Below are 23,519 nucleotides of genomic sequence, written 5' to 3'. Positions count from 1 at the left end.
AGCTAAAATAGTTTGCGTGCGCGACCCAGTCAAGGAGACCCCCATGGACCCGATCGCCGAGGCGCACCGCCAGTGGAGCGCCCGGTGGCCCGACCACGCCGACCACATGGCGGCCGTGACCTCGGTCATGCGGGCCCAGCAGCTCCTGCTGAGCCGCGTCGAGGCGGCGCTCAAGCCGCACGGGCTGACCTTCGCCGCCTACGAGGCGCTGCGCCTGCTGGCCTTCACCCGCTCGGGCGCGCTCCCGATGGGCAAGATGGGCGTGCGGCTCATGGTCCACCCGGCCTCGGTCACCAACGTGATCGGACGGCTGGAGGGACGCGGCCTGGTCGAGCGGCGCCCCTCCCCCGACGACCGCCGGGTCGTGCTGGCCGCGCTGACCCCGGCGGGACGCGAGGTGGCCGAGGAGGCGACCGCCGCGCTGCACGAGGCCGCGTTCGGGATGCCCGGCCTGCCGGCGGAGCAGGCGGCCGGCATCAGCGCGGCGCTGCGCGCGGTGCGGGTCTGCGCCGGGGAGCTCAGCGACTCCTGACCCAGGCGTCCAGCAGGTCGGCCGCCCAGGGCCGCGATCGCGGCAGGTAGTGGCCGTCCCTGACCGTCTCCAGCCGCTTGTCCTCGGCCGCCAGGGCCCGCAGCAGCGCTCGGGCGTCGCTGTCGAACACGCCCTCGTCGGCGGTGGCGTGCACGACCAGCGACGGCACCCGCACGCGCGCCAGATGGGGCGCGGCGCCGCACTGCGAGGTGCGCAGGCTCCACATCGACAGCCAGGTCCGCAGCGTGCACAGCGAGCCGATGCCGAAGACCCCGTAGTTGGCCCTGGCCGGGTCGCCCAGGTAGCAGGAGTTCGGCGCGCGGTCGGACGGCTCGATGGCCGGGTCGATCATCCGCAGGTCGGCCCAGGTGCGGTGGACGGTGAACAGCGCGTCGCGGGCCCGGGTGCCGCGCAGTGCCTCCAGCCGGTCCAGCGCCCAGCCGGTGACGCGCTCGTTGCGGGCCCGCTGCGCCGCCCGGTACCGCTCCTGGAACTCGATGCCGAAGGGCGGCCCGTTGCGGGGATCGAAGGGGTCGAGGTCCGGATCGAGGGACAGCGCGTCGGACTCGTCGGTGACCGAGGCGTCCATCCAGGAGGTGAGCACCTCGGGACGTCCCGCGTGGGCGGCCAGCGCGACGAACAGGTCGCCCTCGGGCAGGTCCTCGATGGCGTCGACGGGGCGCATCCCGGCGACCGGGACGACGTTGGGCTCCACCGCCTGCGACTGGTAGGCCGCCATGAGCGAGCCGCCGCCGGAGTTGCCGAGCAGCACCACGCGCTCGGCGCCCGCGCTCTCGCGCAGCCAGCGGACCCCGACCCCGATGTCGGCCAGGGCGTGGTCGAGCAGGAAGTGGGCCTCGTTCCCCCGGAACCGCGTGTTCCAGCCGAGGAACCCGTACCCGCGCTCGGCCAGGTGCGCGGCCAGGTAGTGCTCGGAGAAGTCCACGTTGTAGTGCGCCGCGATGAACGCCGTCTTCGGGCGGGCCCCCGGGGGCCGGTGATAGACGCCCTGGCAGGGATGGCCGCCCGCCCCGGCCCGTCCGGCCGTCGGCGACGGCAGCCCCACGAACTCCCGCACGATCCCATTCATCCCCGAAGGATAGGTTTTAGGCGCCGGTGGCGGGCCAGACCGCACGACGTGGTGCGTGACGCCGCCGGAGAGGAGGGTGACGATGGCCGACGCCGACGCCATGACCTATGGCTCGTATCTGCGGCTCGACCGGCTGCTGACCAGCCAGGAGCCGCGCACCGGATCCCACGACGAGCTGCTCTTCGTGATCATCCACCAGGTCTACGAGCTGTGGTTCAAGCAGATCCTGCACGAGGCCGAGCTGTTCCAGCGCCGCCTGGAGGACGGCAACAGCGGCGGCGCCCTGCACACCGCGCGCCGGATCAACAAGATCCTCAAGACGGTGGTCGGGCAGCTGGACGTGCTGGAGACCATGACCCCTCGCCAGTTCGCCTCCTTCCGGGGAGAGCTCGGCACCTCCAGCGGCTTCCAGTCCGAGCAGTTCCGCGAGATCGAGGCCGTGATGGGGCGGCGCGAGTTCCCCGCCTCCGACCTGCGCGACGACGAGCGGCTGCGCGTGGCCGTCGCCCGCCCGTCCCTGTTCGACTCGCTGCTGCACTATCTGGCGGGCAAGGGCCACCCCGTCCCGGCCGAGGCGCTGGAACGTGACACCCGGTCGCCGTGGCGTCCCGACCCCGCCGTGCAGAAGATGCTGCTGGGCGTCTACGCCGACGAGCGCGGCCCCGAGGCCCAGGTGTGCGAGTCGCTGGTCGACCTGGACGAGGGCGTCCAGGAGTGGCGGTACCGGCACGTCAAGATGGTCGAGCGGACGATCGGCGCCAAGGTGGGCACCGGTGGCTCGGCGGGCGCCGACTACCTTCGCTCGACGCTGTTCAGCCCGGCCTTCCCCGACCTGTGGGAGGTCCGGTCGCAGACCGAGGGGGCTCCCGATGAGGGCTGACGACACGCCGGTCGCGATCGTCGGCGCCGGGCTCGCGGGCTGCCTGCTGGCCACGCTGCTGGGCCGGCGCGGCATCCCGGTGACCGTCTACGAGCGGCGCCCCGACCCCCGCGTGGCCGGGGCCGAGCGCGGCCGCTCGATCAACCTGGCCATCTCGGCGCGCGGCCTGGCCGCGCTGGAGGAGGTGGGGCTCAAGGACAAGGCGCTCGGCCGCGCCCTGCCCATGCACGGGCGGATGGTCCACCCGCTCGGCGCCCCCCAGAACTTCCAGCCCTACAGCGCCGACGGCGAGCGCGCCATCAACTCCATCAGCCGCGCCGAGCTGAACGCGGCGCTGCTGGACGCCGCCGAGGCCGTCCCGGGCGTGTCGCTGCGGTTCTCCCACCGGCTGACCGGCGTGGACGCGGTGGCCGGACGGCTGCACATGGAGGGGCCCGAAGGCCCGGTGACCGAGGACGCGGGCATCGTGCTGGCGGGCGACGGCGCCTACAGCGCGGCCCGCCGCACGGTCGAGGCGTTCACCGCCGAGCAGGACTTCCTGGAGCACGGCTACAAGGAGCTGACCGTCCCGCCGCGCGACGGCGAGTTCGCCCTGGACCCCGACGCCCTGCACATCTGGCCGCGCGGGACGTCGATGATGATCGCCCTGCCGAACCTGGACCGCTCGTTCACCTGCACGCTGTTCTGGCCCAAGGACGACTTCGACGCCCTCGACACCCCCGAGCGGGTCCAGGCGCACTTCGCCGAGCACTACCCCGACGTCGCCGACCTGATCCCCGACCTGGCCGGCGACTTCGCCCTCAACCCGGTGGGGTCGCTGGTGACCGTGCGGTGCTGGCCGTGGGTGCGGTACGGGGAGGGCGCCATCGTCGCGCTGCTCGGCGACGCCGCCCACGCGATCGTCCCGTTCTTCGGCCAGGGCGCCAACTGCGCCTTCGAGGACTGCGTCGAGATCGACCGGTGCCTCGGCGAGACCGGCGGCGACTGGGCCCGCGCGCTCTCGCTCTACCAGGAGAACCGCAAGGCCAACACCGACGCGATCGCCGAGATGGCGCTGGACAACTTCATCGAGATGCGCGACCGGGTCAACTCGCGGGTCTACCGGCTGACCAGGTCGGCGCAGCACGCCCTGGAGCGGCGGCTGGCGGGCCGCTACGTCTCGCGGTACGAGCTGGTGTCGTTCTCGACCGTCCCCTACGCCCACATTCCCGCGCGGCTGCGCAGGCAGAACCAGGTGCTCGCCGGGGCCGTCCTGGCCGCCGGGGCGCTGCTGGGGCTGGGCGTGCGGGCCCTGCGGCGGCGCCGCTGACCGCCCCTCCGGCCGGGAGGAGGCGCGGGCTGTGCCAGAGTTGGCCCGTGACCGATCCCCGGCCGGACGACGACGAACTCCAGTGCTCAGCCAAGGGCTGCCGCGCCGACGCGGTGTGGGCGCTCCGCTGGAACAACCCCAAGATCCACACGCCGGACCGGCGGAAGATCTGGCTGGCGTGCGACGACCACCGCGAGAGCCTGTCGGCCTTCCTGGGCCGCCGCGACTTCCTGCGCGACGTCGTCCCGGTCGCGGACGTCGAAGGCCACTCCTAGGGCCGGCCGCCCTCCTTCGGCCACTCCTGGGCCAACTCGGTGAGGCGTGCGGCGGTGTCGCGCGCCGCCGCGCCCCGTCCCACGGCCAGCCCCATCAGGAACGTGGTCAGCGGGGCGCCGGGCCGGGCGACGCCGTGGGCGACCTCGCGGGCCAGGTCGAGCACCAGGTCACGGTCGATCAGGTCGCGGTCGAGCCCCAGCTCGGCGCAGACCGCCTCCACCCACTCCTCCAGCACCTGGATCTCCCCCATCTCTCTCGCGCGCGCCAATGACTCGGGAGTGTCGCAGTCGAACCACGCGGGCCGCGCGCCCGGTTCCAGGCGCACCCGGACGGGTCCGAGCGGCCCGAGCAGGCCCCGCAGCGACGCCCCCTCGTAGCGCCCGGCGGCCGCGCGCAGGCCGGAGGTGCTCCAGCACCCCGCCAGCCACTGCTCCCGTCCTCCATCATCCACCAGTACCGCACCCGGGCCCCGGGCCGCCTCCAGCAACGCCGAGACATGGCCCGGACGCAGGAAGGGAAGGTCGGCCGCGAGCAGCACCACGCGCGGCGCGCGCACCTCGGCGAGCCCGGCCCGCAGGGCGGGCACCGGACCGGCGCCGGGCGGGTCCTCGGAGACGAAGATCGCGTCCGGGAGCCCGGGACGCGGCGGGCCCACGACCACCAGCCGCCGAGCCCCGGCCACGGCGTCCGCGACCCAGGAGATCAACGGCCGCCCCGCCACCGGGGCGCCCGGCTTGTCGGCGCCGCCCAGCCGCCGCGCCGCGCCGCCCGCCAGCAGCACGGCGTCGAAGGCGCCGGGTCGTGTCACCCGCCGATCGCCGACATCGGCCGGGAGGGCTGCAGGAACGACGGGTCGTCGATGCCGTGCCCGGCGCGCTTGGCCCGCACCGAGGCCAGCCACCGCCCGGCCAGCTCGTCGTCGGAGGCGCCCGCGCGCATCGCGTCGCGCAGGTTGGACTCCTCGGTGGCGAACAGGCAGTTGCGGACCTGGCCGTCGGCGGTGATCCGGACCCGGTCGCAGGTGCCGCAGAACGGGCGGGTCACCGAACCGATCACCCCGACGGTCTCGGGGCCGCCGTCGATCACGAACGACTCGGCGGGGGCACTGCCCCTGGCCTCCGGCTCGTCGGGGGTCAGCGTGAACGCCTCGCCCAGCAGCCCGAGGATCTCGTCGGCGGTGACCATGTCGGCGCGGTTCCAGCCGTGCTGGGCGTCCAGCGGCATCTGCTCGATGAAGCGCAGCCGGTAGCCACGGTCCAGGCAGAAGCGCAGCAGCGGCACGGCCTCCGCGTCGTTGATCCCGCGCATCAGCACGGCGTTGATCTTGACGGGGTCCAGCCCCGCCTCCTGGGCCGCCACCAGGCCCTTGAGCACGTCGTCCAGCCGGTCGCGGTGGGCCAGCCGCCGGAACACCTCGCGGTCGAGGGTGTCGAGCGAGACGTTCACGCGGTCGAGCCCCGCCTCGGCCAGCGGCCCGGCCAGCCGGTCCAGGCCGATGCCGTTGGTGGTCAGGGAGATCTGCGGCCGCGGGCTCAGCGCGGCCGTGCGTCGCACGATGTCGGCGATGCCCCGCCGCAGCAGCGGCTCGCCGCCGGTGTAGCGGACCTCGGTGATGCCCAGGCGCTCGACGCCCAGCGTGACCAGCCGGACGACCTCGTCGTCGGTGAGCAGCTCGGGCTTGGGCAGCCAGTCGAGCCCTTCGGGTGGCATGCAGTACGAGCACCGCAGGTTGCATTTGTCCGTGAGGGAGACCCGCAGATCCGTCGCGGTGCGACCGAAGGAATCGACCAGCACGGGCACCCCATTTCCGCCCGACCAGGGCCATCCGTATTGCCTGTGATGTCCCCAGCCTATGCGGGTGTTCGGGGTTCCCTCCTTCCCGGAGGACCGTTTCGGTCCTCCGGGAAGGGCTAGCCCTTGACGCAGATGAGCTGGCGGAGGTGGGCGACCACCTCGACCAGGTCGGACTGGGCCTCGATCACCGACTCCAGGTCCTTGTAGGCGCCGGGGATCTCGTCCAGCACCCCGCCGTCCTTGCGGCACTCGACGCCCCGGGTCTGCTCGATCAGGTCGTCGACCGTGAAGGCCTTGCGGGCCTTGTTGCGGCTCATCCTGCGTCCCGCGCCGTGCGAGGCGGAGTTGTAGGCGGTCTCGTTGCCGAGGCCGCGCACGATGTAGGTGCCGGTGGCCATGGAGCCGGGGATGATGCCCAGGTCGCCCGCGCCCGCGCGGATCGCGCCCTTGCGGGTGACCAGCAGCTCGACGCCGCCGTAGACCTCCTCGGCCACGTAGTTGTGGTGGCAGGAGATGACCTCGCCCCACTTGCAGCGCTTCTCGCCGAACCGCCTGGTGACCACGTTCTGCGCGAGCGCGATCATGACGGCGCGGTTGCGCCGCGCGTAGTCCTGCGCCCAGAACAGGTCGCGGCGGTACTCCCGCATCTTGACCGTGCCGGCGAGGAACACCGCGAGGTCGGGGTCCGGGAGGTCCTGGTTGTGCGGCAGCTTCCTGGCGGCCTCGACATGGTGCTCGGCCAGCTCCTTGCCGATGTTGCGCGACCCGGAGTGCAGCACGAGCCAGATCGCGCCCTCGTCGTCGGCGCACAGCTCGATGAAGTGGTTGCCGCCGCCGAGCGTGCCGATCTGGCTGCGGGCCCGCCCGAGCCTGCCCCGGACCGCCGGGTGCAGGTCGTCGAACTCCTTCCAGAAGTCGTACCAGCCGCGCTCCTTCAGCCCCGGGACGGCCGACGGGTCGACGGGCTGCTTGTGGGAGTGGCGGCCCACCGGGATCGCCTTCTCCAGGCGGCCGCGGAGCCCGGCCAGGTCGTCGGGCATGTCCTCGACCGTCAGGCTCGACTTGACGGCGGTCATGCCGCAGCCGATGTCGACGCCGACGGCCGCCGGGGACACCGCGTCCTTCATCGCGATGACCGAGCCGACGGTCGCGCCCTTGCCGTAGTGGACGTCGGGCATGACGGCCATGCCCTCGACCCACGGCAGGCTGGAGACGTTCTTCAGCTGCTCCAGCGCGACGTCCTCGACGGTGGACGGGTCGGTCCACATCCGGATCGGAACGCGGCCGCCCTTGAGCGTCTGGTACGGCATCACCAGCTCCTCTCCGTTTGGAGTGATCCGAAACCGCCTCTATGACGCCAGAGACGGGGGTCCGGGTTCAATCCATTTTCGGCGGGGAGGGCGGCCCGTCCGGGACGCGTCGGTCGTTGCCGGTGCGGTGCGTCCGGCCCTGGGCGTCCAGGTGCTCCAGAAGCGCCAGGGCGACCCGCCGGGTCGTGCCGAGGGCCTGCCGGGCCTGCTCGGCGGAGAAGGGCTGGGCGAGCCCGCTGAGGACGCGCAGGGCCTGCCGGTCGGCGCCGGGCAGCAGGACCACGTCGCCGCCCAGCCGGAGCACGGCGCCGATGCGGGTGGCGGTGTCCAGGACCTCGCCGGTCAGGCCCAGCTCCGCCAGGCGTTCGGGCGTCGGGGCCTGGAACGGGGACGCCAGGTGCTCCCCCAGCCGCGCCACCGCCGCGGTGACCTGGGGCGGGACGGGCCCGGACGGCCCGTACAGGCGGCCGTCGGCCAGGCGCAGCGGCGGCCGGGCCAGGGCGATCACGAGCTGACGGGTGGGCAGCCCGAGCCGCAGGCGGGCCGCCTCCACGTTCAGGCCGGGCGTCAGCGGATGGGTCTCGGCATGGTGGGCGAGCTCGTCGGTGAGGCGCTTGTACAGGTCGCGCCAGTGGTCGGGGTCGGCGGCCCAGTCGTCGAGGATGACCGCGCCGCGCGGCGGCGCGCAGCCCATCAGCGCGAGCTCCGACAGGCGCAGGACGCCGTGCCGGCGCAGCACCACGCCGCCGTCGGGGGTGTCGGGCCAGGTGGCCAGCTCGCGGGCGCGTGCGGCGGCGGCGCCCTTCCTGACCAGGGCGGGCGGCCGGACGTCCAGGACGCTGACGCCCGCCATCAGGCGGCGCTCGGGGTCGCGCAGCAGGGCGGTGTCGCCCACGTGCAGCGGCAGGCGGGCGTTGAGGGTGAGCCGCGCGGTGTCGGGCCCGAGGGGGCGCAGCCGGACGGGGACCGCCGCGGCGCCGATGTGCAGCGTCATCTGCCGCGACAGGCGCCCGGACGCCTCCGCGAACCGGATGCGCACGTCCACCGTGGAGGTCAGGGCCCAGCCGCCGGGGGTGGCCAGGACCATGCCGCGCGCGACCCGCTCCCGGGGGACCCCGCTCAGGTCGAGCGCCACCCGGGCGACGCCGCTCACCGACTCGGCCGGGCGCTCGGCGACCTCGACCGCGCGGACGCGGACCCGGTCGCCCGCGGGCAGGAGCAGCAGCTCGTCGTCCGCCGCGACGGTTCCGGCGGGCAGCGTCCCGGTCACCACGGTGCCGCCGCCGGGTTCGGTGAAGGCCAGGTCGATCCAGAGCCGCACCGGGGCCGCCGGGTCGGGCGCCGGGACGCGGGCGGCCAGGCGCACCAGCGCGGCGCGCAGCTCGTCGAGCCCGGCGCCGGTGACCGCGCTGACGGTGACCGCCTCGATGCCCTTGAGCCCGGTCGTGGCCAGGCGGTCGCGCGCCTGCCGGAGCGCGAGCTTGGGGTCGGCGACGTCGGAGCGGGTCACCACCAGGACGCCGTGCCGGACGCCGAGCGCGTCGACGGCGCCCAGGTGCTCCTCGGTCTGCGGCATCCAGCCCTCGTCGGCCGCGACCGCCAGCAGCACGGCCGGTACGGGTCCCGCGCCGGCGAGCATGGTCGTGAGGAGGCGTTCGTGGCCCGGGACGTCGACCAGCGCCAGGCCCTCGCCCGTGGCCAGCTCGGTCCAGGCGAAGGCGAGGTCGAGGGTCAGGCCGCCCGGTTCCATGCCCGCCAGGGCGCGCACGAGGGTCGACTTGCCGTGGCCGACGTGCCCGGCGGTCGCGACGACCAGCATTCAGGCCCCTTTTCCGGAGGCGGGGGGAACGGAGTCGGTGCGGGGCACGAGCGGGCGTGGGTCCACGCCAAGCCACCCTAAGGACGGCGGGGCCGGCGCGAAAGCGGATCCGGCTCACACTCCCGCTCCGGATTCTCGCGCCTGAGGTGGATTCCGCGCGTCACGCGCGGGTTTCCCGCGCGTCGTCCCAGTCGTGGGCGTTGAAATCGTCGACCATCCGGTTGACGAGCTCGGCCAGGGCGGCGCGGTCGCCGGGCGTCCAGTGGCCGAGCGCCTCGTCCATCCAGCCCAGCGCGACCGCGCGGACGCGCGCGAACGCCTCACGCCCCTGCTCGCGCAGGAGGACGCGCTGGGCGCGCCGGTCGCCCGGGTCGGGGACGCGTTCGACGTAGCCGACCTGCTCCAGGCGCTGGACCTGCCGGGTGACGTGCGGGGCCTCGACGCCCAGCTCGGCGGCGATCTCGTTCATCCGGACCGGGCCGCCCGCGTCGGCCAGGACGCGGAGCACCGGCACGGCGGCGCGGTCGACCGGCACCCCGGCGGCGGCGACGGTCCGCCCGTGCCGCCTGTAGCGGGTGAGCAGCTGCGCGACACGGCTGAGGGCGCGTTCGATCTCGACGATGTCGGGGGGTCCCGTGTCGTGCGGCAGGAACATGTGACTCACCTTACAAGTCGGTTACTTAACTTAAGTAAGTACAGTGATCTTGGCCCGCACCGCCGTCCCTTGGAGAACCCCTTGTCTGGCGCCACGACCGCGGCCCCGGCGAACACCGCCCGCGCCGCCCAGCCGCCGCACGCGGGGCTCACCCTGCTGGCCCTCGCGACCGCCGGGATGGTGGTGTCGGTCCAGCAGACCCTGGTGATCCCCCTCCTCCCCCAGCTCATGCGGCGCTTCGACGCCTCGGTCACGGCGGTGACGTGGGTGTTCACGGCCTCGCTGCTGGCCGGAGCGGTGGCGACCCCGCTGCTGTCGCGCTTCGGCGACATGTACGGCAAGAAGAAGATGATCCTGCTGGCGATGGGGCTGCTGGTGGCGGGCTCGGTCGTGAGCGCGGTGTCGACCTCGCTTCCCGTGCTCGTCGCGGGCCGGGCGCTCCAGGGAACCTCGTCGGCGCTGGTGCCGCTGGCCATCGGGATGATCCGCGACGTGTTCCCGCGCGAGCGCGTCACGACGGCGATCGGCATCGTCAGCGCGACGATGGGCGTCGGCGGCTCGATCGGCATGATCGTGACCGGGCTCATCTCGCGGCAGACCGGCAGCCACGCCCCGGTCTTCTGGGTCGCGGCCGGGCTGGGCGCCGCCGGGCTGGTCCTGGTCGGGATCTGCGCGCCCACGATGGACCGGCGGGCCGGTGGCAGGCCCGACATCCTCGGCGCCGCCGTGCTGGCGGCCTGGCTGGTCTGCCTGCTGCTGGGCATCAGCCAGGGCAACCAGTGGGGCTGGACGTCCGGCGGCGTGCTCGCCCTGTTCGCCGCCGCGGCGGCGCTGTGCGCGGCGTGGGTGGCGATCGAGCTGAAGGTGCGCGAGCCCCTGGTCCGGCTCGCCCTGCTGGTCGGGCCCCGGTCGGCCTCGGCGAACCTGGCCTCGATCCTGCTGGGCTTCTCGATGTTCGCCGCCTTCACCCTGATCTCCAACTTCGTGCAGACGTCCAAGGACCAGGCGGGGTACGGGCTCAGCGGCTCGGTCCTGGACGTCGGCCTCTACATGCTGCCCAGCACGGTCACCATGCTGCTGTTCTCGTCGCTGGCCGGGCGGATCGCCGCACGGATCGGCCCGGCGTACACGCTGTCGCTCGGCTCGGTGTTCGCCGGGCTCAGCTACGTGTGGCTCGCGGTCTCCAACGCCCACGGGTACGACATGCTGGCCTTCAGCGCCATCCAGGGCGTCGGCTTCGGCATCGCCTACGCGGCCCTGGGGACGCTGGCCGTCCAGCACGTCCCGATGGACCAGAGCGGCATCGCCAGCGGCATCAACTCGCTCGTCCGCACGGCGGGCGGCAGCATCGCCGGGGCCGTCACCGCCGCCGTGCTGACCGGCCACACGCTCGCGGGCACCGAGATCCCGACGCTGGGCGCCTACGAGGCGTGCTTCTGGATCGTGGCCGCCGGGGCGGCCCTGGCCGCGCTGGTCGCGGCCGGTCACGGTATGCGGCACCGGACTTGACGAACCGCCGTCCGGCCATGCCCTATAGGTGAAGGACCCGGACCTATTCTGGGTGCGCCCCGACCAGCGTTGGGGGCAGGGATCGTTCGGAGTCGGAGGACGACATGGGCGCCTACGCGGCCGCGTTCGAACGCAGCATCGCCGATCCGACCCGTTTCTGGGGCCTGGCCGCCCGGGACATCCGGTGGCTGGTCCCCCCGGACCGGGTCCTGGACGACGGCGCGCCCCCGTTCTACCGGTGGTTCACCGGCGGCGAGCTCAACACCTGCGACAACGCGCTCGACCGCCATGTCGAGGAGGGCCGGGGCGACCAGCCCGCGCTGATCTACGACAGCCCGCTCACCGCAACCGTCCGTTCCTACACCTACCGCGAGCTGACCGAGACGGTCGCGCGCTTCGCCGGGGCGCTGCGGGCGCTCGGCGTCGAGCGCGGCGACCGGGTCGTGATCTACCTCCCGATGATCCCCGAGGCCGTCGTGGCCATGCTCGCGTGCGCGCGGCTCGGCGCGGTCCACTCGGTGGTGTTCGGCGGGTTCGCCGCCCGCGAGCTGGCGCTGCGCATCGACGACGCCCGCCCCAAGGTCGTGGTGTCGGCGTCCTGCGGCCTGGAGGGCTCGCGGGTCGTGCCCTACAAGCCGCTGCTGGACGCCGCGCTGGAGCTGGCCACGCACAAGGTCGACCGGTGCGTGGTCCGCCAGCGCCCGCAGCTGCACGCCGACCTCGTCCGGCCCCGTGACGTGGAGTGGGACGAGGCCATGGCGGACGCCTCGCCCGCCGGGTGCGTGCCGGTCGCCGCCACCGACCCGCTCTACATCCTCTACACCTCCGGCACGACCGGGCGGCCCAAGGGCGTCGTCCGCGACAACGGCGGGCACGCGGTCGCGCTGCGCTGGTCGATGGAGAACATCTACGGCGTCGGGCCGGGCGAGGTGTTCTGGGCCGCCTCCGACGTCGGCTGGGTGGTCGGCCACTCCTACATCGTCTACGCGCCGCTGCTCACCGGATGCACGACCGTTCTGTACGAGGGCAAGCCGGTCGGCACGCCCGACGCGGGAGCGTTCTGGCGGGTCGCGGCGCAGCACCGGGTGAAGGCGCTGTTCACGGCGCCCACCGCGATCCGGGCCATCAAGAAGGAGGACCCGGACGGCACGCTGCTGGCCGGGCACGACCTGTCGGCGCTCGACACGCTGTTCCTGGCGGGCGAGCGGCTGGACTCCGAGACCTACCGCTGGGCCTCGCGGGTGCTCGGCCGCCCGGTGGTCGACCACTGGTGGCAGACCGAGACCGGCTGGCCGATGGTGGCGAACCCGCGCGGGCTGGAGCCGATGCCGCTGAAGGCGGGCTCGCCGACCGTGCCGGTGCCGGGCTTCGACGTGCGGGTGCTCGCCGAGAACGGCGCCGAGGCGCGCCCGGGCGAGGACGGCGACATCGTGGTGCGGCTGCCGCTGCCCCCGGGGACGCTCTCCACCCTCTGGCAGGACGACGAGCGCTTCGTCGAGTCGTACCTGACCCGCCACCCGGGGCACTACCTCACCGGCGACGGCGGCAACGTCGACGCCGACGGCTACGTGTGGGTGATGGGCCGCACCGACGACGTCATCAACGTCGCCGGGCACCGGCTCTCGACGGGCGCCATGGAGGAGATCATCGCGGCGCACCCGGCGGTGGCCGAGTGCGCGGTCATCGGCGTCCACGACGCGCTCAAGGGCCAGGTCCCGCGCGGCCTGGTGGTGCTCAAGAGCGGCGCGGACGTCGACGAGCCCGCGCTCCGGGACGAGCTGGTCGCGATGGTCCGCGAGCAGGTCGGCCCGATCGCCTCGCTGCGGCGGATCGAGGTCGTCGCGGCGCTGCCCAAGACGCGGTCGGGCAAGATCCTGCGCGGCGCCATGCGCGGCATCGCCGACGGCCGGGACGTGCCGGTGCCGTCGACGATCGAAGACCCGGCCGTGCTCGACGAGCTCCGGCCGGTGCTGCGTTCGCCGACGGCACCCTGAGGCGGGCCGAGCCCGCCCGCGGCGGAGTCAGTGGCTGCTGGACTTCTTGGGCCAGAAGGCGGCCACGAGGTAGACCCCGACGACGGCGAAGGCGATCTGGAAGATCGTCTCCCAGAAGTTCCAGCCGTCGGTCTTGAGGTCGAACAGGTGCGCCAGGCCGGTGCCGGCGAAGGCGGCCACGATGCCCACCGCGACGGTGAGCCAGATCGACATGCTCTGTTTCCCCGGCACGATCAGCCGGCCGAGCGCGCCGATGATCGCACCGAAGATGATGGCGGTGATAATCCCCCCGATGGTCATGTCCGCTCCTTCGGTCATGAATTTCGGTCCGCGCCTCGCGGATTCTGTCATCGGGTCGATACCCACTGTGTCGATCATTGACACGAAAGGCCCAGTTCAGGCCAGGGGAAGGCGGATCGGAACGCTCAGCGCACCATCAGCGGCCGTCTGCCACGCGGGACCAATTCCCCGATAACGGCCCCGCCCGGAACCTCGCCGGCCACCAGGAGCCCGCCGGAGGTCTGGGCGTCGGCCAGCAGCAGCCGCTCCTCCTCGGGGATGCGCCCGAAGTCGGTCTCGGGCGTCACCCAGGCCAGGTTGCGGCGCGTCCCGCCGGGGACGAAGCCGTCGCGGACCGCGTCGCGCGCGCCGTCCAGGTAGGGCACCGACGCGGCGTCGACCACGGCCGTCACACCGCTGGCGCGGGCGAGCTTGAACAGGTGCCCGAGCAGCCCGAAGCCCGTCACGTCGGTCGCGCACTCGATGTCGCGCTCCAGGGCGTGCCGCGACGCCTCGGCGTTCAGCGTGGCCATCACCTCGACCGCGTGGGCGAACACCGTGCCGGTCGTCTTGTGCCGGGCGTTGAGCACGCCGACGCCCAGCGGCTTGGTGAGCGACAGCGGGACGCCGGGGCGCCCGGCGGACAGGCGCAGCAGGCGGGCGGGGTCGGCGACCCCGGTGACGGCCATCCCGAACTTGGGCTCGGGATCGTCGACGCTGTGGCCGCCCGCGATCACGCAGCCGCCGAGCTCGGCTACGTCCCGTCCGCCGCGCAGCACCTCGCGGGCCAGCTCGACGGGCAGCGCGTCGCGCGGCCAGCCGAGCAGGTTCAGCGCCATGACCGGCTCGCCGCCGACGGCGTAGACGTCGGACAGGGCGTTGGCGGCGGCGATCCGCCCCCAGTCGTAGGGGTCGTCCACGACCGGGGTGAAGAAGTCGGCCGTGGAGACGATCGCGCGGCCGCCCTCGACGCGCAGGACGGCGGCGTCGTCGCCCTCCTCCACGCCCAGCAGCAGCGGCCCGTCGCCCGCGTCCGGCCGGGTCAGCCCGGCCAGCACCCGTTCCAGCTCCCCCGGCGGGATCTTGCACGCGCAGCCCCCGCCATGGGCGTATTGGGTGAGGCGCAGGCCGGAGCGCGCGGGCGGCAGTGTGGTCACAGCCCGGAAATCTCCCACGGACACGACTAACGATCAAGGAACGCACGGTGCGGATCCCGTCACCCGGTGACCACTTCTGGTCCCCCACCGGGCACGACACCCGACGGGGAGGCCCGGCCTTCTTGCCCGAACGGGGCTCGGTATGGTGCGATCCCTTCAGTAAGTATCCACTGACAGCGGTGAGAGGGACGTGCCATGGGCGAAGCGGAGAGCGGGCGGACGCAGGCCGATCCCGGTGTCGAGGGCCAGACGGTCTGCACGCGGCTGGAGGACACCGCGCGCCGCCACGGCGCCCTGCCCGCCTACACCGACGAGGGCGGCGCGCGGACGCTGACCTGGGCACGGGTGCGCGAGCAGGCGCTGGAGACGGCCGCCGGGTTCGCCGCTCTCGGCCTGGAGCCCGGCGAGGTGGTCGCGCTGATGATGCCCAACCGCGCCGAGCACGTCCTGGCCGACCTCGGCGTCCTGCACGCGGGCGGGACGCCCACCACCGTGTACGCCACGCTGGCCGCCGACCAGATCGCCTTCGTGGCCGGGGACTGCGCCGCGGCCTTCGCCGTCCTGGACGGACGCGACCAGCTCGACCGCTGGCTGCCCGCGCTCGACCGGCTCCCGTCGCTGCGCAAGGTGATCGTCCGCGACGCGGACGCGTGCCCCGAGGACGAGCGCTTCCTCACCTGGGACGCGCTGGGCGCGCTGGGCCGCGAGCGGCTCGCCGCCGACCCCGGCGAGATCGACCGCCGATGGCGCGCCGTCTCCCCCGGCGACACCGCCACCCTGCTCTACACCTCCGGGACGACCGGCGACCCCAAGGGCGTCCTGATCACGCACTCCATGGCGCTGCACGAGGTGGCGCTGACCGCGCGGACCTCGGACCTGCCGCCGCACAGCGTGGGCGTCTCCTACCTCCCCTTCGCGCACATCGCCGACCGCGTCCTCAGCTACTACGCGCCGATCTGCCGGGCCGCGCACATCCACTTCTGCCCCGATCCCGCCCAGCTGACGGCCGTGCTGGCCGCCGCGCGCCCGCACGCCTTCTTCGGCGTGCCGAGGGTCTGGGAGAAGATCATGGGCGGCATCCAGGCGGTGCTGGGCGCCGAGAGCGACCCCGGCAGGAAGGCCGCGATCGCGGCCGCCATGGACGTCGGGCGCCGGTACGTCGCGAGCAAGGAGTACGGCAACACCACCCCGCCCGAACTGGAGGCGGCCTTCCGCGCGACGGACGAGGCCGTCCTGACACCCATGCGGGCGCTGCTGGGGCTCGACCGCGTGACGCAGTCGAGCAGCGCCGCCGCGCCCCTCCCGGTCGAGGTCGCGCGGTTCTTCGCCGGGCTCGGGCTGCGGATCTACGACGCCTACGGGATGACCGAGACCACCGGCGCGATCACCTCCGGCACCGACGGCGCGTTCCGGCTCGGCACCGTCGGGCGGCCGTTCCCCGGCGTGGACCTCCGGCTCGCCCCCGACGGCGAGATCCTGGTGCGCGGCGCGACCTGCACGCCCGGCTACCTCGGCCGGCCCGAGGCGACCGCCGAACTGATCGACGCCGACGGCTGGGTGCGCACCGGCGACATCGGCACGCTGGACGCGGACGGCTTCCTGCGTGTCGTCGACCGCAAGAAGGAGCTGATCATCACCGCGGGCGGCGAGAACATCGCCCCCTCGCTGATCGAGAACCGGCTCAAGGAGCATCCGCTGATCGGCCAGGCGCTGGCCTTCGGCGACCGCCGCCCCTACGTGGTGGCGCTGCTGACGCTCGACGGCGAGGTCGCCCCCGTCTGGGCGGCCGCGCACGGCGTCGAGGATCCCGACCTCGCGGTGCTGGCCGAGCATCCCGAGGTGCTGGCCGAGGTCGCGCGGGCCGTCGAGGACGCCAACGCGGGCCTGGCCCGCGTCCAGCAGGTCAAGCGCTGGCGGCTGCTGCCCGCCGAGTGGACGGCCGAGAGCGAGGAGCTGACCCCGACCCTCAAGCTCAAGCGCCGCGTCGTGCACGCCAAGCACGGCGACGCGATCGAGGCCCTCTACTCGGCCTCCTGAAGCGGCGGGCGGCCCGGCTCCCGGGGGCCGGACCCCGCGGCCCGCAACTCGGCGCGCAGCGCGGCGACCTCGCCACCCAGGCGCCGCAGCTCCTCCACCATCAACGCGTCGCTGCGGTGCTCGCGCTCGTCCAGCTTCTCGATGTTGTCGGCCAGGTCGTCCTGCACCCGTGACTCCATCGCGCTGACGATGACGGCGATGAACAGGTTGAGCACCGCGAAGGTCGAGACCAGGATGAAGACCGCGAAGAAGATCCAGGCCAGCGGCATCGCGTCCATGACCTCGGCCACGGGTTCGGGCCACGGCTCGCCGGTCATCATCTGGAACAGGGTGAACAGCGAGGCGCCGAGGTCGCCGAACGCCTCGGGGGCGATCGGGGCGAACAGCTTGGTCGCCATCACCGCCGACACGTACAGCAGCAGGCCGAGCAGCCCGGCGATCGAGGCCATGCCGGGAAGGGCGCTCAGCAGCGCCTCGACCACGCCGCGCATGCTCGGGACGGCCGAGATCAGCCGCAGCGCCCGCAGGATGCGCAGCGACCGCAGCACCGAGAGCCCGCCCGAGTGCGGCAGCAGCGCGATGCCCACCACGACGGCGTCGAAGAGGTTCCACGGCTCGCGGAAGAAGGCGCGGCCGTGCGCGAAGACGCGCGCCGCGAGCTCGGCGGTGAACAGGGCCAGCGCCAGCTGGTCGACCACGGCCAGCGCGCGCCCGAAGCGCTCTTCCACGGCGGGGACCGCCTCGGCGCCCAGCGTGGCCGCGTTGAAAAGGATCAGGGCCGTGACGGCGTGCTGGAACCCCGGTGCATCGACGACGGCACGCACTCGCGCACGCGGTGACACGGGAGCCGCGTACCCGGCGGGCTGCAGGAATTCGTCATACTTGGCCACTTGACGCAGTGTATTGACTTGACTACTTACCGTTTGGAGTCTTTTGACTCTCTCTTGAACCACGGGCCAGGTCACCGCCCGTGCCGTTTCGCGCGCTGCGGCAGGATCGTTCCATGGACATCGCCGGGTACCTGGATCTGGCGGGCATCTTCGTGTTCGCCGTGTCGGGAGCGCTGGCCGCCTATCGCCAGCGCCTCGACGTCGTCGGCATGGTGGTGCTGGCCGAGATCACCGCGCTGGGCGGCGGGATCGTCCGCGACCTGGTGATCGGCGCGGAGCCCCCGGCGGCGTTCTCCAACCTCGGCTACGTGCTGACGCCGCTCGTGGCCGCCGTCCCGGTGTTCTTCTGGCATCCCCAGGTCACCCGGCTGCTGCCCGCCGTGCTGCTGTTCGACGCCGCGGGCCTGGGCCTGTTCTGCGCGACCGGCACCCTCAAGGCGCTCGACCACGGCCTGTCCCCGCTGCACTCGGCGCTGCTCGGCGTCATCACCGCGGTGGGCGGCGGCATCCTGCGCGACATGCTGAGCGGCCAGATCCCCTCGGTGCTGTACGACCGGCAGCTCTACGCGCTCCCGGCGATGCTCGGCGCGGCCGTGGTGGCGGGCGCCTACGCCCTCGACCTGCACGGCGCGGGGGTGACGGCGGGCGCCGCCGTGATGGCCTTCGTGCTGCGCGTCCTGGCCATGCGCCGCGGGTGGCGCACCCCTCGTCCGCGCGGTGTCACCGACTGACCGGCGTCGCGCTGGACCCGGGGCGCGGGTACCGTCGCCGGTATGGGGCGGATCACCGTGCGGAAGCCGGTACTCAGGCTGGGTGCGGACGGCGTGCGGGGACGGCGTCCCGACACGCTCGCGGTGGAGGAGCCGCTGGAGATCCGGGTGTCCGGCCGGCCCCTGACGATCACGATGCGCACGCCCGGCGACGACTTCGACCTGGTGGCCGGCTTCCTCACGGCCGAGGGGCTCATCGCGGCGCCCGACGACCTGGCGGCCATGCGGTACTGCGCCGACACCGAGCAACAGAACACCCTCGACGTGGTGCTGGCCGAGGGCGTCGCGCCGCCGGACGCGTCCGCGGTGCGGGCGTTCGCCACCACCAGCGCCTGCGGCGTCTGCGGCAAGTCGAGCGTGGAGGCCCTTCGGGTGCGGCGGCTCTACGACGTCGCGTCCGACCCGGTGGAAATCGATCCCGCCGTCCTGGCGGTGCTCCCCGATCGGCTGCGGGCGGCGCAGCGGGTGTTCGACCGGACGGGCGGGCTGCACGCGGCCGGGCTGTTCGACCGACACGGCGCGCCGCTCGCGCTGCGCGAGGACGTCGGACGGCACAATGCTGTCGACAAGGTGGTGGGCTGGGCGCTGCGCCAAGACCTGCTCCCCCTGCGCGGGCACGTGCTGATGGTCAGCGGGAGAGCCTCGTTCGAGCTCACGCAGAAGGCGGCGCAGGCCGGGATCCCGGTGCTCGCGGCCGTGTCGGCGCCGTCCTCGCTGGCCGTCGACCTGGCCGAGGACGCCGGGATGACGCTGGTCGGGTTCCTGCGCGGGGCGAGCATGAACGTCTACGCGGGTGCGCAGCGTATCGCTCCCTGAACGGGGTGTGCTTGTCACGGCGGTACGAAAACCAAGCGGTAACTTGTTGGTCTCGTCCCAAGAATCGCGGGCCGATCGGAGATTGACTGCACCGACCGTTCGGCACGGCCCCGCGCAGCGGGAGCCCCATCGGCCCCGGCACGCGGAGGTGACGAGATGACCAAGCCCGTGGAGGAGAGCGCCGCCCTCCGGGAGATCGACGAGCGCCATCCCCCGATCAAGACGCGGCGGGTGTCGTTCGACTGGACGGACACGCCCCTGCACTGGATCCCCGGCGACCCGCTGGCCACCCACATCATCAACTCCTTCCACATCGTCCTGCCCGAGGGCGAGAAGTGGTTCATCCAGTGCGTCAAGGACGCCCGCCCCCACATCAGGGACGAGCGGCTGCTGGAGGAGATCAAGGGCTTCATCGGCCAGGAGATGGTGCACGCCCGCTCGCACCAGGGCGTGCTCGACCAGATCCTCCAGGCGCAGGGCATCGACGTCTCGAGGATCACCGGCCCGGCCGGACGGGGCAACGCCGAGCGGCCCGCGCAGATGGCCGCGCTCAAGGCCAAGAGCCCCCGGGCCTGGCGGCGGCGCCTGCGCTTCGAGCTGGCGGCGGTGGCCTCCATCGAGCACTACACGGCCGTCCTCGGGCAGTGGATCCTGGACAACGACCGCCTCGACAAGGCCGGCGTCGACCCCACCATGCTCGACCTGCTGCGCTGGCACGGCGCCGAGGAGGTCGAGCACCGCTCGGTGGTCTTCGACGTCTACAAGGCGATCGGCGGCCGCTACCCCACCCGCGTGGTGGCCTGGGTGGTCTCGCTGTTCTTCCTCTACTGGGCGCTGATCGGCGGTTCGCTCTTCCTGCTCAAGCAGGACCCGACCGTCCAGAAGGTCTCTCTGCCCCGGGTGCTGCGCGCCTATCGCAGGTCCGTGCGCGCCGGGCATGTCCCCGGGATCTTCAAGCTGCTGCTGGGCGAGGCGCCGGTCTACCTCAGGCCCTCGCACCACCCTTCCCAGGTCTGCTCCACCCCCCGGGCCCTGGATTACCTCATGCGCTCGCCTGCCGCGCGCGCCGCTGGGTACGACCCCTATTAGCGGTTTTGGCAGTCCTCTCCGGAAAAATCGCTCCGGAACGGTCCGCCCTGACGTGGCGACCATCACTCCGGCACGACTTGACGGGGATGCGAATCGGGGGTTAATTAACATCGTGTCCAATAATGTGGCGCTCGCCCGCACCGACAACGCCGCGGAGCTTGAGCGATTCCGGGAGATTCAGCGCCTGTGCTACCAGTGCGCCCAGGAGGTCGCCGCCACGCTCGAACCGGGCGTGACCGAACGCGAGGTCTGCCGGACGATGCGCCGCTGGCTGCGCGGCCACGGCGTGGACGACTGGCTGCACACCCCCTTCGCCTGGTTCGGCGACCGGACCGCCTTCCGCGGTTTCAAGGTCCCGGTCCAGTTCCTGCCGAGCGGCCGGCGCCTGGAGGAGGGGATGCCCTACATCCTCGACATGGCGCCCGCCCGGGAGGGCTACTCCGCCGACATCGGCTACGGCGGCGTCCTCGGCGAGAACCGCGTCTGGGAGCAGCTCGACACCGACCTGGCCGCGTACCGCACGCTGATCCTCGACCTGGTCAAGCGGCGGCTCCCGTTCGCCGAGATCTACGCCGAGGTCGACGCGCTCATCGAGCGCCAGGGCTATGACAACCGGCACCGCAAGTACCCCGGGCGCGTGATCGGCCACCAGGTCGGCATCATCGGCGGCCCGCTCCCCAAGGGCGTCGGCTTCCCCTTCGGCGTCCGGTTCCTCCAGACCATCGGCCGCGAGCTGGTCAAGGAGCGCATGCAGGGCCGCTCGCCGCTCTGGAACGGCTCCAAGCAGTCCCAGCACCCGCCGACACCGGGCCTGTGGGCCGTCGAGCCGCACATCGGCTTCCGCGACGTCGGCGTCAAGTTCGAGGAGCTCCTGGTGGTCACCGAGGACGACGCCCACTGGCTCGACGACGACCTCCCCCATGTCCACCGCTGGGCGGCGCGGAAGGCGGGCGCATGAGCGGCACCGGCATCACCACCGGCACCGTCCGCGGCGACGGCGTCGACCTGGCCGTCTACGAGCAGGGCGACCGGTCGGGCCCGACCGTGCTGCTCGTCCACGGCTACCCCGACACCCACGCGGTGTGGGACGAGGTCGCCGAGCGGCTCGCCGAGCGCCACCACGTCGTCCGCTACGACGTGCGGGGCGCCGGGGCCTCCTCCCGCCCGGCGGGGCGCGAGCACTACGCCTTCGAGCGGCTCATGGCCGACCTGCGCGCCGTCCTGGACGCCACCAGCCCCGGCCGCCCGGTCCACCTGGTGGGGCACGACTGGGGCTCCATCCAGTCGTGGGAGGCCGTGTGCACCATGCCCGAGCGGTTCGCCTCGTTCACGTCCATGTCCGGGCCCTGCCTCGACCATGTGGCGCTCTGGACCCGGCGCCACGCGTCCCGCCCCTCGCCGGGCAACATCAGGCGCGGTCTCGGGCAGGGTCTGCGGTCCTGGTACATCTACCTCTTCCAGACGCCGCTGCTGCCCGAGCTGGCCTGGCGGGCCGGTGTGGGCCGCCCGTTCACCAAGGCCCTGGAGCTGGGCGAGGGCGTCCCGGCCCGCGAGGGGCACCCCGCCAGGACGCTCGCCAAGGACGGCGCGGCCGGTGTCGGGCTCTACCGCGCCAACATGCTCCAGCGGCTGCGCCGTCCCCAAGAGCGGCGGACCGACGTCCCGACCCAGGTGATCGTGCCCGAGCGCGACCTGTTCGTCTCGCCGCACCTGGTGCGCGGACTGGCCGGGCACGTCCCGAACCTGTCGCTGCGCCCGGTCCCGGCCGGGCACTGGGTCGTGCGCAGCCACCCCGACGTCGTCGCGCGCTGGATCGGCGAGCACATCACCCAGGTCGAGGGCGGCGCCCTCACGGCCACCGAGACGCGCGAGCTGCGCCGCGCCCGGGTGGACCGCGACCGCCGCCCTTTTGAGGGGTCGCTCGTCGTGGTGACGGGCGCGGGCAGCGGCATCGGCCGCGCCACCGCGCTGGCCTTCGCCGAGCGCGGCGCCGAGGTGATCGCCGCCGACCTCGACCCGGAGCGGGCCGAGCGCACCGCGGTGCTCACCGGGCTGGTCGGCCCGTCCGCGCACCCGTACCGGATCGACGTGTCCGACGCCGCCGCCATGGAGGACTTCGCCAAGAACGTCCTGCACGAGCACGGCGTCCCCGATGTGGTGGTCAACAACGCCGGGATCGGCATGGCCGGGCCGTTCCTCGACCACTCGGTACAAGACTGGCAGCGCGTGCTGGACGTCAACCTCTGGGGGGTCATCCATGGGTCGCGCCTGTTCGCGGCGCAGATGGTGGAGCGGGGGCAGGGCGGGCACATCGTCAACACCGCCTCGGCGGCCGCGTTCACGCCCTCGCGCTCTCTGTCGGCCTACGCCACGAGCAAGGCGGCGGTGCTGATGCTCTCCGAGTGCCTGCGCGCAGAACTGGCGGGCAAGGGCATCGGCGTCAGCGCCATCTGCCCCGGCATCGTCAACACCAACATCACCCGCACGTCCCGCTTCGTCGGGATGTCGGGCCGGGACGAGGCGGCGAACCGGAAGCGCGCCGCCCGCGCCTACGCAATGCGCAACTTCGGCCCCGAGGGCGTCGCCGAGCGGATCGTCGCCGCCGTCCGCGAGGACCGCGCCCTGGTGCCGGTGACGCCCGAGGCGCACCTGAGCTATCTCAACTCGCGCCTCACGCCCCGCCTGATGCGGCTGACGGCCCGGCTGAAGGTGACCTGACCGGGGCCCATCACGCGCCGAAGTGAGCACTCGGAGCGCGGCGGTTTGCCGCCATGGGCTTCCGAATACCGCTCTAACATGCGACCTTGTCAGGAAGAGGCCCGGCGTCAGGTCAGCGCCAGGCCGGGTCCGAACCGGCACCGGAGTGTGAGCAAATGCGGATTCGCGACATCCTTCGCAGGAAGGGCGGCACGGTGGCCACCGTGCGTCCCGAGGCCACCATTCGAGAGCTCCTGTCCGTCCTGTCCGAGCACAACATCGGCGCCGTCGTCGTTTCCGCCGACGGGGAGACGATCGCCGGGATCGCCTCCGAGCGCGACGTCGTCCGCCGCCTGCACGACCACGGCGCCGAGCTCCTCGGGCGCAGCGTCGCCGAGATCATGACGCTGGAGGTGCGCACCTGCGAGCCGGGTGACGACGTGGACGGCCTGCGCCGCGTCATGACCGAGCACCGCATCCGCCACCTGCCGGTGGTCGAGGAGGCGCGCCTGGTCGGCATCGTCAGCATCGGCGACATCGTCAAGAGCGCCATCGAGGAGCTCGAAGGCGAGCGCGAATACCTCGTCGGCTACATCCAGGGCGCTCCCTAGCCCGG

Annotated in this window: 22 protein-coding genes; 13 read left to right on the top strand and 9 right to left on the bottom strand. The window is 73.1% G+C overall.

What is annotated here, in order from left to right:
• The first annotated feature begins 43 nt into the window (after positions 1–43).
• The gene (locus ACQPY4_RS19590) at positions 44–532 is read left to right on the top strand and encodes a MarR family transcriptional regulator (protein ID WP_433338962.1); all 489 of its coding nucleotides are present in this window, start codon (positions 44–46) and stop codon (positions 530–532) included.
• On the opposite strand, the gene ACQPY4_RS19585 is transcribed toward ACQPY4_RS19590, so the two are convergent.
• A complete protein-coding gene (locus ACQPY4_RS19585) occupies positions 519–1,622 on the bottom strand; it encodes an alpha/beta hydrolase family protein (protein WP_433338374.1) in 1,104 nt (367 codons plus the stop codon). The two genes, ACQPY4_RS19590 and ACQPY4_RS19585, sit on opposite strands and share 14 nt — an antisense overlap.
• Before the next feature lie 82 nt (positions 1,623–1,704).
• Between ACQPY4_RS19585 and ACQPY4_RS19580 the strand changes: the two genes are divergently transcribed.
• From ACQPY4_RS19580 to ACQPY4_RS19570, 3 genes are read left to right on the top strand one after another with little or no spacing between them, the layout of a single operon-like run.
• Positions 1,705–2,502 (top strand): tryptophan 2,3-dioxygenase, encoded by a 798-nt coding sequence (locus ACQPY4_RS19580; RefSeq protein ID WP_433338372.1) that lies wholly within the window; start codon positions 1,705–1,707, stop codon positions 2,500–2,502.
• Complete coding sequence (locus ACQPY4_RS19575; RefSeq protein WP_433338370.1) at positions 2,492–3,811, top strand: FAD-dependent oxidoreductase; 1,320 nt, start codon at positions 2,492–2,494, stop codon at positions 3,809–3,811. Before ACQPY4_RS19580 ends, ACQPY4_RS19575 begins: the two co-directional genes overlap by 11 nt.
• A 47-nt stretch (positions 3,812–3,858) precedes the next feature.
• Entirely contained in the window at positions 3,859–4,086 is a 228-nt protein-coding gene (locus tag ACQPY4_RS19570; RefSeq protein ID WP_433338368.1) for a hypothetical protein, read from the top strand.
• Here the strand turns inward: ACQPY4_RS19570 and ACQPY4_RS19565 are convergent.
• The 5 genes from ACQPY4_RS19565 to ACQPY4_RS19545 all read right to left on the bottom strand — a co-directional run bounded on the left by ACQPY4_RS19565 (position 4,083) and on the right by ACQPY4_RS19545 (position 9,665).
• Positions 4,083–4,895 (bottom strand): NTP transferase domain-containing protein, encoded by an 813-nt coding sequence (locus tag ACQPY4_RS19565; protein WP_433338366.1) that lies wholly within the window; start codon positions 4,893–4,895, stop codon positions 4,083–4,085. The two genes, ACQPY4_RS19570 and ACQPY4_RS19565, sit on opposite strands and share 4 nt — an antisense overlap.
• Positions 4,892–5,881, bottom strand: a complete 990-nt coding sequence (gene moaA, locus ACQPY4_RS19560) for a GTP 3',8-cyclase MoaA (protein ID WP_433338364.1) — start codon at positions 5,879–5,881, stop codon at positions 4,892–4,894. Before moaA ends, ACQPY4_RS19565 begins: the two co-directional genes overlap by 4 nt.
• A 116-nt stretch (positions 5,882–5,997) precedes the next feature.
• Positions 5,998–7,191 (bottom strand): RtcB family protein, encoded by a 1,194-nt coding sequence (locus ACQPY4_RS19555; RefSeq protein ID WP_433338362.1) that lies wholly within the window; start codon positions 7,189–7,191, stop codon positions 5,998–6,000.
• 67 nt (positions 7,192–7,258) lie between these two features.
• The gene (locus tag ACQPY4_RS19550; RefSeq protein ID WP_433338360.1) at positions 7,259–9,010 is read right to left on the bottom strand and encodes a SelB domain-containing protein; all 1,752 of its coding nucleotides are present in this window, start codon (positions 9,008–9,010) and stop codon (positions 7,259–7,261) included.
• Between the two features lie 160 nt (positions 9,011–9,170).
• Positions 9,171–9,665: a MarR family winged helix-turn-helix transcriptional regulator gene (locus ACQPY4_RS19545; RefSeq protein WP_433338358.1), complete on the bottom strand. Its 495-nt coding sequence runs from the start codon at positions 9,663–9,665 to the stop codon at positions 9,171–9,173.
• 81 nt (positions 9,666–9,746) lie between these two features.
• Between ACQPY4_RS19545 and ACQPY4_RS19540 the strand changes: the two genes are divergently transcribed.
• Both ACQPY4_RS19540 and ACQPY4_RS19535 read left to right on the top strand, forming a co-directional pair.
• Complete coding sequence (locus ACQPY4_RS19540) at positions 9,747–11,174, top strand: MFS transporter (protein ID WP_433338356.1); 1,428 nt, start codon at positions 9,747–9,749, stop codon at positions 11,172–11,174.
• A 104-nt stretch (positions 11,175–11,278) separates the two neighbouring features.
• Positions 11,279–13,168 (top strand): propionyl-CoA synthetase, encoded by a 1,890-nt coding sequence (locus tag ACQPY4_RS19535; protein WP_433338354.1) that lies wholly within the window; start codon positions 11,279–11,281, stop codon positions 13,166–13,168.
• Positions 13,169–13,195: 27 nt separating this feature from the next.
• On the opposite strand, the gene ACQPY4_RS19530 is transcribed toward ACQPY4_RS19535, so the two are convergent.
• Both ACQPY4_RS19530 and selD read right to left on the bottom strand, forming a co-directional pair.
• Entirely contained in the window at positions 13,196–13,468 is a 273-nt protein-coding gene (locus ACQPY4_RS19530) for a GlsB/YeaQ/YmgE family stress response membrane protein (RefSeq protein ID WP_433338352.1), read from the bottom strand.
• Between the two features lie 125 nt (positions 13,469–13,593).
• A complete protein-coding gene (gene selD, locus ACQPY4_RS19525; RefSeq protein ID WP_433338960.1) occupies positions 13,594–14,595 on the bottom strand; it encodes a selenide, water dikinase SelD in 1,002 nt (333 codons plus the stop codon).
• Between the two features lie 204 nt (positions 14,596–14,799).
• Here selD and ACQPY4_RS19520 point away from each other — a divergent pair, with 204 nt between their 5' ends.
• On the top strand, positions 14,800–16,641 hold the full coding sequence (locus ACQPY4_RS19520; RefSeq protein ID WP_433338350.1) for an AMP-dependent synthetase/ligase: 1,842 nt from the start codon (positions 14,800–14,802) through the stop codon (positions 16,639–16,641).
• Here the strand turns inward: ACQPY4_RS19520 and ACQPY4_RS19515 are convergent.
• Entirely contained in the window at positions 16,626–17,531 is a 906-nt protein-coding gene (locus tag ACQPY4_RS19515) for an ion transporter (protein ID WP_433338348.1), read from the bottom strand. The genes ACQPY4_RS19520 and ACQPY4_RS19515 overlap by 16 nt on opposite strands.
• A 113-nt stretch (positions 17,532–17,644) precedes the next feature.
• On the opposite strand from ACQPY4_RS19515, the gene ACQPY4_RS19510 reads away from it, so the two are divergent.
• The 6 genes from ACQPY4_RS19510 (at position 17,645) to ACQPY4_RS19485 (ending at position 23,514) form a co-directional block, all read left to right on the top strand.
• A complete protein-coding gene (locus ACQPY4_RS19510; RefSeq protein WP_433338346.1) occupies positions 17,645–18,262 on the top strand; it encodes a trimeric intracellular cation channel family protein in 618 nt (205 codons plus the stop codon).
• A gap of 42 nt (positions 18,263–18,304) precedes the next feature.
• Positions 18,305–19,117, top strand: coding sequence for a formate dehydrogenase accessory sulfurtransferase FdhD (gene fdhD / locus ACQPY4_RS19505; RefSeq protein WP_433338344.1), 813 nt, complete (start codon positions 18,305–18,307; stop codon positions 19,115–19,117).
• 156 nt (positions 19,118–19,273) lie between these two features.
• Positions 19,274–20,206 (top strand): metal-dependent hydrolase, encoded by a 933-nt coding sequence (locus ACQPY4_RS19500; RefSeq protein ID WP_433338342.1) that lies wholly within the window; start codon positions 19,274–19,276, stop codon positions 20,204–20,206.
• A 112-nt stretch (positions 20,207–20,318) separates the two neighbouring features.
• The gene (locus ACQPY4_RS19495) at positions 20,319–21,164 is read left to right on the top strand and encodes a M24 family metallopeptidase (RefSeq protein ID WP_433338340.1); all 846 of its coding nucleotides are present in this window, start codon (positions 20,319–20,321) and stop codon (positions 21,162–21,164) included.
• A complete protein-coding gene (locus tag ACQPY4_RS19490; protein ID WP_433338338.1) occupies positions 21,161–22,924 on the top strand; it encodes an SDR family oxidoreductase in 1,764 nt (587 codons plus the stop codon). Before ACQPY4_RS19495 ends, ACQPY4_RS19490 begins: the two co-directional genes overlap by 4 nt.
• A gap of 155 nt (positions 22,925–23,079) precedes the next feature.
• The gene (locus tag ACQPY4_RS19485) at positions 23,080–23,514 is read left to right on the top strand and encodes a CBS domain-containing protein (protein WP_433338336.1); all 435 of its coding nucleotides are present in this window, start codon (positions 23,080–23,082) and stop codon (positions 23,512–23,514) included.
• The last annotated feature ends 5 nt before the right edge of the window (positions 23,515–23,519 follow it).

It is taken from the genome of Spirillospora sp. CA-294931 (genome assembly GCF_050946795.1).
Lineage (GTDB): Bacteria > Actinomycetota > Actinomycetes > Streptosporangiales > Streptosporangiaceae > Spirillospora.
Note: the sequence above shows the minus strand (reverse complement) of the source record. Positions and strands in the feature narration are given on the sequence as shown.